This is a genomic window from Niabella pedocola (genome assembly GCF_021044425.1).
GTDB lineage: Bacteria > Bacteroidota > Bacteroidia > Chitinophagales > Chitinophagaceae > Niabella > Niabella pedocola.
In genome coordinates, this window is the sequence record NZ_JAJNEC010000005.1 from 867,821 (window position 1) to 880,395 (window position 12,575).

A 12,575-nucleotide genomic window follows, 5' to 3' on the forward strand; every position below is an offset into this window, starting at 1 on the left:
ATCATAAAAATTGCTTAAGAAACGGCATTGAATAGTGAGCAGTGAATGGCATACAGGAGGGTGCGGGAGCTGTTTGATACCCCTATCAAAAGCATGGATAAACCAATTAAAATGAATAAAACCGTTTTTATAACAGGCGCAACAGCCGGATTCGGCCAAGCCTGCGCCAGGAAATTTGCAGCAAACAACTATAATGTGATCATCACCGGAAGAAGACAGGACCGGCTGGAACAACTGGCGGAAGTATTGACCCGCACCTATTCCGTTGCCGTATTACCGCTGGTGTTTGATGTACGTAACCGGGAACAGGTATCAGCAGCTGTAGACGGCCTGCCCGAAACATGGAAACAGATAGACGTGCTGGTAAATAATGCCGGACTTGCGGCCGGCAAGGACGATTTCGACCAGGCGAGCCTGGATGACTGGGATACCATGGTGGATACCAATATCAAGGGATTCGCCTATGTGGCCCAGGCCGTTTCCCGGCTGATGGTTGCCCGTAAAAGAGGACATATCATCAACCTGGGTTCCGTGGCGGCCAAGCAGGTATATGCACAGGGCAATATGTACTGTGCCACCAAACACGCGGTGGATGCGCTTTCCCAGGGCATGCGGATCGACCTGCTGCCCTATCATATTAAGGTAACTGCTATTCACCCGGGTGCAGCCAACACAGAATTCTCAACCGTTCGTTTCAAAGGCGACCGTATTGCTGCAGACAAAGTGTATGAAGGACTGATTCCACTGATCGCTGAAGATATTGCTGAAACCATTTTTTATTGTGCCACCCTTCCGGAGCATGTTTGCATCAACGACCTGGTGATTACCTGCACCCAGCAGGCGGATTGTTTTTACTATGACCGGGAGTAGGACTTGAGAATTGAGCAATCAGCCTTTAGCTTTCAGCATCGTTTATACATCCTGAGACCTGAAACTTGAAACCTGAAACTTAAAATAGTACCTTTGCTGAATAAATATTCATACTATTGGCAATCAAATTTGGTGTAGCAGGAAGCGGCAGCTGGGCCACAGCACTGGTAAAGATATTAACCGATAACGGGCACAAGGTTAACTGGTGTTTGCGCAGTGAAACCGCTATTGGCTTTATCAAACAGCGGCATCACAATCCCAAACATCTTACGGCAGCGGTACTCAATACCAAGCTGCTGCATTTATCAACCGACCTGAAGGCCGTTATAGAACGCTCAGAGGTATTGATCCTCGCCATGCCTTCTGCTTATGTGGCCGAAAGTCTGCAAGAGTTATCCCCCGCTGCTTTTAAAAACAAAAAGATCCTTTCTGCTATTAAAGGCATTCTTCCCGGTGACAATATTTTACTCAACGAATACCTGGAACGCCATTTTGATATCTCTTTAAAAAATTATTTCGCGGTGCTGGGCCCCTGTCATGCAGAAGAAGTAGCTGCAGAAAAGCTCTCCTATCTTACCTTTTCGGGTGTTGACGAACCCATGGCGGCTAAAATTGCGGAACATTTTCAGTCGCCCTTTATCAATACCGTTGTCAATACCGATATACTGGGGGTACAATACGCCGCAGTATTAAAGAATATTTACGCCTTGGGCGCCGGTATCGCACACGGACTGGATTACGGCGACAATTTCCAGAGTGTATATATCGCCAACAGTGCCGATGAAATGGCCGGTTTCCTGAGGAAGTTTGGCGCGGAACACATCGTGGTAGGTGAGCATACCGACCTGGATGAACCCGGGAAAAAATACGCTAACTACTCTGCATCTGTGTACCTGGGGGATCTGCTGGTAACCTGTTATTCGTTGCATAGCCGCAACCGTACGTTTGGCAATATGATCGGCAAAGGCTATAGTGTACAGGCGGCGCAACTGGAACTGCGTATGGTAGCAGAAGGCTATAACGCTGCTAAATGCATTTACAACACCAATAAATCGCTGAAGGCGGAAATGCCGATCGCTGAAACGATCTACCACATTCTCTGGGAGGGCTTACCCCCTGCAAAAGGGTTCGAAAAAATTGAAGGCTTCCTTATCTGACCGGCCTGCTACTAAAACACTGAGTTGCAGAACAGGGGCGCTAACGGCCAAACCGCTTCCGGCGCGCGTTTAACCCTGTCCCGAATCAATCACCGTGTTTCAGCAACGCGCCGCCACCTGGGGTCTTGGCTAACTGCGCTATTTTCATTATATTAGCCATGATTCAATTTTGTTATTTAATGTTTGCTTATGTCTATAACAGTATTTCCAAACGGTTTTGACTCCTGGCAGAAAACGCATTTTGAAGTGGTGGAAGCACTTTGTTACCTGCGGGATATTGAAGAGCCTCAGCTACAGAAAAGCTTCAGCGAAATGCTCAACCGGAGCGCCACCGACTCCATGTACCAGCTTGCACGGGAGCTGACGGATAAATTTGAAGAAGCCACGAAGGGCCAGCTTCGCGACCGGACCCTTTTTGAAGAAATCGAAGAGTTTGTAGCACGGGAAATAAAAGAACGGGCAGGCCAGTAAAATGCAATCTATCCAATAAGGAATACAGCAATAAAATGGGTTTGTTCTAAAATTTACTATTTGCATTTCCCAAAAAAATAAGCCCCGGCAGATAACTACCGGGGCCACAACTATAAACTATACACCCAAACTCCACCTGCCGTTGGCAGGATTTGAATTTTCACAGGAATCAGTCGGGTTTTTTACCATCCAGGAAGGTGTTAATGGTATTGATCTGACCCTGATTTTTATCATCGGAGCTTATTTCAAACTTACTGTAGTAGCTTTCGATATGATTAGAATTATCCTGTAATTCCATATTACGGCGTATGTATGCAGGAACGGTTTCATATTCATTGTTGGGATCACTTCCGTTTACATTGAACGAAAGATTCCGCAATTTTTGCAGCCGTTCTACCTGCTTTCTTTTTTGCAGCTGCATTTCTTCTTCCTGGCTTAACTGAGGTTGTTGCTGTACCGGCAGTTCCCGCTCAATATTGCTTTGGGGCATCTTTACCTCCTCCTTTGCCAGATCTACCTTCTCTACCAGTTCCATTTTTTCTTCGGGCACCGGATCGGGTACCGGCGCTTTCGCTACGGCCTCTTCCCGTTTTTGCTCTGCATAAATATTGGAAGGTTTTTCAAGATAGCTGCGTACGCCTACGCCGGCAGAAAGATCCTGTTCGTTGATTACCGGTTCTTCCATCACCCGGTTTTCTGCAGGCACCGAAGGTGAGTAAAAAGCCTCTTCTTCTGCAGCCACCACTTCTACAACTACTTCCGGAACAACTTCAGGCTCTGGCTCCGCATGCACACCAATCTTTTCATTATCCTCAGTAGACAGGCTATAGTGTACGGTAGCTGTTTCCTTGCCGTAGCCGAGGTCTGCCATATCTTCCAGGGTTGGCATCGGCGCATCCACAAATACCGGCTCGTCGATCAGCTTGGGCATCATCGGATCTACCTGCAATCCCAGGCTTTTTTCTGCTTCTTTCAGTTCGTGCTCGATCACTTCCGGCTTCTCAACCTTTGCTTCTATTTTTGGTGCTGTATTTTGCTGCGGTGTCAGGGTCATTACAATTTTGCCCTCATCCTGCTCTTCTTTTTTCAATACCGGCTTTACAAAGGGATCTTTATTTTCAAAACCGGTGGCAATAAGCGTAATACCGATTTCATCACCCAGTGAATTATCATAACCTAATCCAAGGATCACATCGGTATTTTCTCCGGCCTGGCTTAATAAATGCGCCTGGATCACTTCTACTTCATCCATGGTAAATTCCGAATCGCCTTCAGCAGAATTGATATTGATCAGGATCCACTTAGCCCCGCGGATATCATTATCGTTCAGCAACGGTGAATTCAGTGCCTCTTCAATGGCACGCTGGGCGCGGTTTTCACCGGAAGACGTAGCGCTACCCAGTATGGCCACACCACCGTTTTTCATTACCGTGCATACATCCGCAAAATCCACGTTGATCTGGCCGGTGCTGTTAATTACATCTGTGATACATTTAGCAGCCGTAGCCAGTACATTGTCTGCCTTCTCGAATGCTTCCCGCATTTTCAGGTTTCCAAACTGATGACGCAGCTTATCGTTGCTGATCACCAGCAGGGTATCTACATACTGTTTCAGGATCTTGATTCCTTCTTCGGCCTGTTTGTGCCGTTTTTTACCTTCATAGGCAAAGGGCATGGTAACAATACCCACGGTGAGCACGCCCAGATCCTTGCAGATCTTTGCAATGATGGGAGCGCCCCCGGTTCCGGTACCACCGCCCATACCTGCGGTAATAAATGCCATCTTGGTGTTTACTTCAACAATACGTTTGATCTCCTCCAGCGACTCTTCGGTAGCCTGGCGGCCGATTTCCGGGTTGGCGCCGGCACCCAGTCCGGATGTCAGCTGGGGTCCCAGCTGGATGCGGTTCGGGATCTGGCTGTTGGAAAGCGCCTGAGCATCGGTATTACAAATGATAAAGTTTACTCCATCGATGTTTTGACTGAACATATGATTAACAGCGTTGCCGCCGCCACCGCCCACTCCAATCACTTTAATGATGGAGGATTGTTCTTTAGGTAAATCAAAATGTATCATCTTTTAAAAATTTGTGGTTTCCCTTCCATGAAAACCTGTTTTGTAAATGGGTTAATTATAGTTGTTGTTAATATGTAGTGTTTACAGGTGGCCGTCTTCTTCCTCTTTAAAAATGTCGATGATGCCATTTTTAAATTTGTCCCAGAAATTTTTCAACGGCTGTCTTTTTTCAACCGAAGCGGTCGTATTGTCTTCCGCAACCAGTACCTCTTCCTGTACCGCTACCGGAACACTGGTTCTGATCAGATCCTGGGGAACAGGAATATTGATGAAACTTTTTTCAAACACCTTACGGTTGTTTTCAAAATCATCATATCCTTTCAGGATCAGGCCCAAACAGGTAGAGTAGGTTGGTTTGGCCAACTCTTCGATATGTCCTGCTGCCAGGTGCTCATTCGGCAGACCGATCCTGGCCGGCAGTCCGGTTACATATTCGGTAAGCTGGATCAGGTGCCGTAACTGAGAGCCGCCGCCGGTAAGTACGATGCCGCCGTTCAGATGCCGGTTATCCATACCGATCTGTTTCAGGTGATAGGTTACAAAATCCAGGATCTCGCTCATACGGGCCTGGATGATATTGGCCAGGTTCTTCACGCTGATCTCTTTTGCCGGCATACCGCGTAAACCGGGTATGGTAATATAGGCATTGGCTTTTGCTTCATTGGCCAGGGCACTTCCGAACTGCGTTTTCATTTGCTCTGCCTGGCTTTTTAATACCCCTAAACCGGTTTTGATATCATTGGTGATATTTTCCCCGGCAAAAGGAATAACCGCCGTATGCCGTAATACGCCATCCGCAAATACGGCCAGGTCGGTAGTACCGCCTCCGATATCCACAATGGCTACTCCTGCTTCCAGGTCTTCCTGTCCCATTACCGCTGCTGCAGAAGCCAATGGCTGCAATACGAGGTCCTTGGTATACAACCCTGCTTTTTCCACACTGCGGTTAATATTACGGATCGCATTTTTATCACCGGTGATGATATGAAAATTAGCACCCAGCTTTACACCGCTGTATCCGATCGGGCGTACGATATTGGGCATGTTGTCAATGGTATACTCCTGAGGAATTACATCAATGATCTGGTCGCCCGCGGGAATATAGGTTTTGTATTGCTTACTGATCAGCAGGTCTACTTCTGCCTGGGTGATCTCTTCCTCTTCACTTTCCCGAACAATATCGCCACGTGTCTGAAGGCTTTTTATATGATGCCCGGCAATACCCACATACACTTCGCCAATGTTCAGGTTTGGATTTAACGATAAACAATTTTCAAGTGCCAGTTTAATCGCCTTGATCGTTTCGTCGATATTCAATACCTGGCCATGCTTTACTCCATTGGAGTTTGCCTTGCCAAATCCAAGAATCTCCAGTTTTCCGAATTCGTTTTTACGTCCGGCAATAACAGCAATCTTGGTGGTTCCAATGTCCAGTCCTACGATAATGGGTTGTTCAGGATTCATATATTTCGTTTTTAGTTGTTCTTTTTAATGGGTGTTTTCTTTGTAGCCGTTTTCTTTTCTGTTGTCGTTTTCTTTGAAGGGGCCGGCTTTTTTGCATCCCTGGAAACTGTTTTTTTACTATCCGCGGGTTTTGTCAGCGGTTTTTTAGCCGTTTCTTTTTTTACCGGTTGTTTCGCTACGGCCTTTGCCACGGGTTTGGAAGCGGCCGGGTTTTTATGTACGCCATTCGTTGTTACAGGCCGGGCAACCGGTTTTTTTTCCCCTGTGGTCCGTTTTGTTTCCGGTTTCGTAACGGCCGTATGTTTCACCGGCTCCTTTTTTACCGGCGCTACGGCTTTTGCCGTAAGCGCTGCAGCTGCTGCCGGCTCCGGCTTTTCACCCGCCGGAAGCAGGTCCAGTGTATCCATATCTACTTCACCGGCCAGTCTTTCGTAAGGCAGCTTTGCGTCGGCCGCGGTATCGGGTTCCACCAGCGATGCACCCGGTACTACCTGAGCCACTTCGATCAGGTCATTGGCCTTGCGCGACTGCTGCAACAACTCCTCAATATTTTTCCGCAATTGCAGGGAATCCAGCTTTGAATAATCGCCTTTGATACCTACCACCTGACCATTGTATTGCACATCAATCCGTTTGTACTTGTCAAAACCGGTACGTTTTAATACCTGGTCATAAAACAGGTACAGCCGGTGGAATTTAGACGCGATATCGCTGCCGTCTCCCAGATCAACCCGGTGATTTCCAACTACCGGTACCATTTCCATATTCCAGCAATCCGCTCCGCATTTCCGGATATCAATCTGCGAGACCTGGGAAACCCAGAATGAATCGCTGCTGATAAATGATGCCGCCGTAATCATATTTTCCAATAACGCGCTGTCTGCTGCATGCATGATGCGGGCATTGGGGTAACCGGTAAACACGGGAACGTCCAGTGAAATCTTGTCAGAGAGCGGAATCTGTTTCCCGGCTTCATCGATATAAAAGGATTGACCGCCGTTGGTAAATACGCGGGCCAGCGGCTTCCGTTCTGTTACATTCACCCGGAGGATATCTTTATTGTCAAAATACAACTCGGCATTGTATACCCAGGAGCTCTGTTCCAGCAGGTCTTCTATACGTGGCAGGTTAAACGCCGTTTTACGTTGTCCTTTTACTTCCCCGCCCGATGCTTCCTTAAGGAGCTTTACGATCTGTGCTTCGGAGGTAAACAAACTTCCCCCGCCCTGTGCTCCGCGGATACGGATCTCGTATCCTTTACAGCTGCTTCCGTCCTGTGCCCGCATGGCGGCTGCAATGAGTGTAAACATACCAGCCCCTACACCCAGCCACATGAGTGTCAGCAACATTCTTTTTATCGCTCTTTTCCTGCCCACTTTATTTTAATAAACGGTCTTTTATTGGTCCTACTAATTTATCAATATCACCGGCGCCTGCGGTAACGATCACTTCTCCGAATTCTTTTTCCCGGTGCTGCGCAACATCATCTCCGATCCACGTTAACAATGCTTCCTTTGTCATCAATACAGGATCCCCCCCGTCCATCAACTCAGCAATAGTATTGCTTTCAATTCCGGGTATTGGTTGTTCCCGCGCAGGATAAACCGGCAATAAAATTGCCTTGTTTACCATGCTCAAAACAGCAGCAAAATCCTGGGCAAAATCCTTTGTACGGCTGTACAAATGCGGCTGGAAAATTAACGTACATTTCTTTTGAGGAAACAGGGTTTTTACACTATTTATCAACGCCTTCAGCTCTTCCGGATGATGTGCATAATCATCTATAAATACCAGGTCTTTTTGTTTAATCATATATTCAAAACGGCGCTTTACCCCTTTGAAAGAAGCAACGGCTGCTTTAATTTTTTCTGCATCGATATTCAAAGAGCTTGCCACAGCAACAGCGGCCACCATATTCTCAATATTGTGCATACCGCCCATGTTCAACTGAAGGCCTTCAATCTGCTGCGTGGGCAGTACAATATCAAACACATACCCACCGTCCTGTATCCGGATGTTGGCGGCATAAATATTAGCGCTGTCGTTCTGCAAACTATACTGCCACATCCGTTCTGCTTTCAGCTCCCGGCCGATACCCAGTTTCCGGATCAGCAACCCGCCCCTTTTTAACCGCTGCGCAAAATCGGCAAATGCCTGCCGTACCTGCTCCTCGGTTCCATAGATATCCAGGTGATCCGGATCAACAGCGGTTACCACCGCTACATCCGGACTGAGTTTTAAAAAACTACGATCATATTCATCCGCTTCAATCACACAAACGTCTTTCTCACTGCTCCAGAAATTGGTGTTATAATTGGCAGAGATCCCTCCCAGGAAGGCATTGCATCCATAGCCGCTGTCGCGCAGCAAGTGAGCGATCATGGTAGTGGTGGTGGTTTTACCGTGCGTACCCGCCACACAGATGTTAAAAGAACTTTCCGTAATCTGTTGCAACACCTCACTCCGCTTCATTACCGCGTATCCCTCCGCTCTGTAATAATCCAGTTCCTGGTGACCGGCGGGTATGGCCGGTGTATATACCACCCAGTCCGCATCCTTGGGCGCCAGTGTAAGGTTATCTTCATAATGAACCGGCATCCCTTCTGCCACCAGTGCCTTTGTTAACGCCGTTTCTGTTTTATCATACCCGCTTACTGCGATCCCCCTTGAGTGAAAATAACGTGCCAGGGCGCTCATCCCAATTCCCCCGATCCCGATAAAGTAGACCCGTTTTAAATCCCCTATTTTTTTTATCTGCACGTTATATTGTTTTTAAAATTTCGTTCGCAACCCGCTTATCCGCATCCGTAACAGACAGTCCGGCCAGCGTTTCGCTCATGTAACGGCGCGTTGCCGCATCCTTCGCCAGTGCAATCACCTTTTCAACCACCTGGTCTTTTGCATCACTATCTTTAACCATCCAGGCCGCGCCTTTATTGACCAGCTGCAGGGCATTTACGGTTTGATGATCCTCCGAGGCAAAGGGGTACGGTACAAAAATGACCGGCTTTTTTGCCACGCAGATCTCCGCCACCGTCATCGCTCCGGCCCTTGCCACGATCATATCCGCAGCAGCATAGGCGTACTGCATTTCCGTAATGAAGGGGTTGGCCCATACTTCCCGGTGTTCCACCGCAATTTCCATGGCCTCCTTCGAGAGGGTCTTTCCTGTTTGCCAGATGACCTGCAAACCGGCTTTAAGCAGATCCTCAATATGCGCGATCACCGCCTCATTGATGGAACGCGCGCCCAGGCTGCCGCCCACCACCAGTACGGTTAACTTATCCGGCGAAAGCGAAAAATACTGCAGTGCCTGCTCCCGGCCTGTATTCATGGCCCCAATGGCCTGCCGTACCGGGTTGCCGGTTACAAGGATTTTTTCCGCCGGGAAAAACCGCTCCATCCCATCGGTTGCCGTAAATACTTTTGTAGCATTTTTGCCCAGCATGATATTGGCTTTTCCGGCAAAGGAATTCGATTCATGTATGAAGGTGGGAATGCCCTTCGACTGTGCATATCGCAGCACCGGGAATGTGGAATATCCCCCTACTCCAATCACCGCATCCGGCCGGAAGGATTGAAAGATCTTCCGCACCTGGAAAAAACTTTTTATCAGTTTAAAAGGAAGGGTAATATTTTTTATCAAAGAGCTGCGGTTAAAACCCGCGATATCCAAACCTTTAATTTCATAGCCGGCCTCCGGTACTTTCTCCATTTCCATTTTTCCCCGGGCTCCTACAAACAGGATCTGTATCGACGGATCCCGTTGTTGAAGCGCATGGGCAATGGCAATGGCAGGAAAGATATGTCCTCCCGTTCCACCACCTGCTATGATCATTTTTTTACTCATCTGTTTTTTCAGCAATAGCCACCTCTACCACTTCTGCCGGTTCTTCCGCTTCTTCTGTTACCAGTTGCGGCTGCTCCATACTTTCCACGTTGCGGGAAACGCTCAGGATAATTCCGATAGCCAAACAGGTAAAGAGAAAACTGGATCCGCCCATACTCACCAGTGGCAGCGTAACGCCCGTTACCGGGAAAAGATTTACGGTTACCGCCATATTGGCCACCGCCTGGATGGCCAGGGTAAAGCTCAGTCCCAGCGCGAGAAATGCCCCAAAAGCAAACGGACATCTTTTAAAGATCCGGATGCAGCGGTAGAGAAATACGATATATATAAAAAGAATAAATGCACCGCCTATCAACCCATATTCTTCAATGATAATAGCGAAAATAAAATCATTATATGCCTGCGGAAGATAATCCCTCGTAGTGCTGTTACCCGGCCCCACGCCTACAAAACCGCCTTTTGCAATTGCGATCTTTGCCTGGTTCACCTGGTACATTTCATCATTGTCGGCTTCTTTACCGCCATAGATGAAATTCTCCACCCGCCCGATCCAGGTATCTACCCGGGTGGTCAATCCTCCCGTGGCTTTTTTCACCGCCAGTGTTGCCTCCGTGGTATCAATATCTTTCCCGCTTTTATGCCGTACCACGGCCGCCATAACCAGCATGATCAGGGGTATTAATGCCACACCCGCCACCAGCAAGAGATGTTTTACGCTTACGCGGCCAATGAACAACAGCATCATACAACTGGCACCCAGCAACAACGCTGTAGACAAATTAGCAGGCGCAATCAGCAAACAGGTAATCCCAATGGGAAGGATCACGGGCAAAAAGCCCTTCTTAAAATTCTTGATCACCTGTTGCTTCCGGCTCAGCAGGCGCGCCAGGTACATAAACAGCGCCAGTTTTGCCAGGTCGGAGGTTTGCATGGTCATATTGATAAGCGGCACCCGGATCCACCGGCTTCCCTCGTTCATTTTTACACCAAAGAACAGGGTATAGGCCAGCAACGGAATACTGAGTATAAACAGGATACGGGCTACTTTGGAATAGATCGTATAATTAACCCGGTGAGCAAAATAAACCACGGCAAAGCCCAGCAGAATAAAGATCACCTGCTTGAACAGGTATACTTCCGTATTCCCTTTATATTTTTTATAGGCCAAAGAGCCGGTAGCGCTGTAAACGGTGAGCAGGGATACCAGCGTCAGCAACACCACCAGTGCCCAGATCACTTTATCGCCCCGGGCATGCTGATCCAGCCCGCCTTTCCAGCGGCTGGTTTTTATGCGCTCTTCTCCTGTTTCTATTTCTGCTGTTGCTGCCATTTTCCGGATATACTTTTACAATTCAATTACCGCACGCTTAAACTGAGTACCGCGGTCTTCATAATTTTTAAACAGGTCAAAGCTGGCACAGGCCGGGCTCAGCAATACCACATCTCCTTTTTCTGCATGCGCAAATGCAGCGCCCACGGCCTCTGCTGCACTGGCGGTATCCACGATCACCGATACGCTGTTCTTAAACGCCTCATGGATTTTTGTATTGTCCAGGCCCAAACAAATAATGGCTTTTACCTTTTCCTTAACCATATCTTCCATCAGCGAATAATCGTTCCCCTTGTCTACACCGCCAAGGATCAGCACCGTGGGCTTTTCCATACTTTCCAGTGCATACCAGGTAGAGTTTACATTGGTGGCCTTGCTGTCGTTAATAAACTCAACGCCTCTGATGGTAGCCACATGCTCCATACGGTGCTCCAGGTTCTGAAACGTTTGAACCGCTTCACGGATCTTCTCCTTGCGGATGTCCATCGTTGCCGCTGTAACGGACGCTGCCATAGTGTTATACTGGTTGTGTTTACCTTTTAGTGTAAAGTCATAAATACTCATGTTCATGAAATCCTCGCCCGTTCTTACATACATATCGCCATCCTTGATAAAAGCCGCGTTATTTTCTCTTTCCATGCTAATCGGTAGTTGAATTGATTGAATATTGAATTTGTCTATTGATTCCTTGGTTACAGGGTCGTCTGCATTGTATATAAAATAATCCGTTGGCAATTGGTTCTTTACAATGCGGAACTTGCTCTTTATATAATTTTCGAATTTGTATTCGTAGCGATCCAGATGATCTTCTGTAAGATTCGTCAGCACGGCGATATGAGGCCGGAAGCGGTCAATATCATCCAGCTGAAAGCTGCTCACCTCCACCACGTATACCGGTTTGGGGTCTGTGGCCACCTGCTTTGCAAAGGAGGTTCCGATATTGCCCACCAGCGCTGCATCCAAACCTCCCACCACACAAATATGATGGATCAACGACGTGGTAGTGGTTTTGCCGTTGCTCCCCGTGATGGCAATGATCCGGCTGTTACCTGCAAAACGGTAGGCCAGCTCAATTTCGCTGATCACCGGTATTTGTTGCGCCCGTATCTTCTTTACCAGTTCATTCTTTTCAGGGATTCCGGGGCTTTTTACAATTTCATTTGCTTCCAGGATCTTTGCTTCCGTATGTCCCTCCTCCTCCCATTCAATGCCCGCCTGCTGAAGTTCGCTGCGATACATTTCCTTCAAAGAACCGCCGTCTGATAAGAAAACGGAATACCCCTGCTGTTTTGCCAGCAAGGCCGCGCCCACGCCACTTTCACCGCCTCCCAATATCACCAATCGCTTTTCCATTCC

General features: G+C 47.9%; 10 protein-coding genes. 3 read left to right on the plus strand and 7 right to left on the minus strand.

Features of this window, described 5'->3' with window-relative positions:
- Positions 1 to 111: 111 nt before the first annotated feature.
- The 3 genes from LQ567_RS11235 to LQ567_RS11245 all read left to right on the plus strand — a co-directional run bounded on the left by LQ567_RS11235 (position 112) and on the right by LQ567_RS11245 (position 2,498).
- Positions 112 to 870, plus strand: coding sequence for an SDR family NAD(P)-dependent oxidoreductase (locus LQ567_RS11235; protein ID WP_231004600.1), 759 nt, complete (start codon positions 112 to 114; stop codon positions 868 to 870).
- A gap of 116 nt (positions 871 to 986) precedes the next feature.
- Positions 987 to 2,027, plus strand: coding sequence for an NAD(P)H-dependent glycerol-3-phosphate dehydrogenase (locus LQ567_RS11240; RefSeq protein WP_231004601.1), 1,041 nt, complete (start codon positions 987 to 989; stop codon positions 2,025 to 2,027).
- 189 nt (positions 2,028 to 2,216) lie between these two features.
- Complete coding sequence (locus LQ567_RS11245) at positions 2,217 to 2,498, plus strand: hypothetical protein (RefSeq protein ID WP_231004602.1); 282 nt, start codon at positions 2,217 to 2,219, stop codon at positions 2,496 to 2,498.
- A gap of 169 nt (positions 2,499 to 2,667) precedes the next feature.
- On the opposite strand, the gene ftsZ is transcribed toward LQ567_RS11245, so the two are convergent.
- From ftsZ to murD, 7 genes are all read right to left on the minus strand, one after another.
- On the minus strand, positions 2,668 to 4,575 hold the full coding sequence (ftsZ, locus tag LQ567_RS11250) for a cell division protein FtsZ (RefSeq protein WP_231004603.1): 1,908 nt from the start codon (positions 4,573 to 4,575) through the stop codon (positions 2,668 to 2,670).
- Positions 4,576 to 4,656: 81 nt separating this feature from the next.
- On the minus strand, positions 4,657 to 6,039 hold the full coding sequence (gene ftsA / locus LQ567_RS11255; protein ID WP_231004604.1) for a cell division protein FtsA: 1,383 nt from the start codon (positions 6,037 to 6,039) through the stop codon (positions 4,657 to 4,659).
- Positions 6,040 to 6,050: 11 nt separating this feature from the next.
- Positions 6,051 to 7,388 carry a cell division protein FtsQ/DivIB gene (locus LQ567_RS11260; RefSeq protein ID WP_231004605.1) on the minus strand — a complete coding sequence of 446 codons (1,338 nt, stop codon included), beginning with the start codon at positions 7,386 to 7,388 and terminating at the stop codon, positions 6,051 to 6,053.
- 28 nt (positions 7,389 to 7,416) lie between these two features.
- A complete protein-coding gene (gene murC / locus LQ567_RS11265; protein WP_231004606.1) occupies positions 7,417 to 8,799 on the minus strand; it encodes a UDP-N-acetylmuramate--L-alanine ligase in 1,383 nt (460 codons plus the stop codon).
- A 1-nt stretch (position 8,800) separates the two neighbouring features.
- On the minus strand, positions 8,801 to 9,889 hold the full coding sequence (gene murG / locus LQ567_RS11270; protein WP_231004607.1) for an undecaprenyldiphospho-muramoylpentapeptide beta-N-acetylglucosaminyltransferase: 1,089 nt from the start codon (positions 9,887 to 9,889) through the stop codon (positions 8,801 to 8,803).
- Entirely contained in the window at positions 9,882 to 11,219 is a 1,338-nt protein-coding gene (locus LQ567_RS11275; protein WP_231004608.1) for an FtsW/RodA/SpoVE family cell cycle protein, read from the minus strand. The genes murG and LQ567_RS11275 overlap by 8 nt, the downstream gene beginning before the upstream one ends.
- A gap of 15 nt (positions 11,220 to 11,234) precedes the next feature.
- Positions 11,235 to 12,572 carry a UDP-N-acetylmuramoyl-L-alanine--D-glutamate ligase gene (gene murD, locus LQ567_RS11280; protein WP_231004609.1) on the minus strand — a complete coding sequence of 446 codons (1,338 nt, stop codon included), beginning with the start codon at positions 12,570 to 12,572 and terminating at the stop codon, positions 11,235 to 11,237.
- Between the last annotated feature and the right edge of the window lie 3 nt (positions 12,573 to 12,575).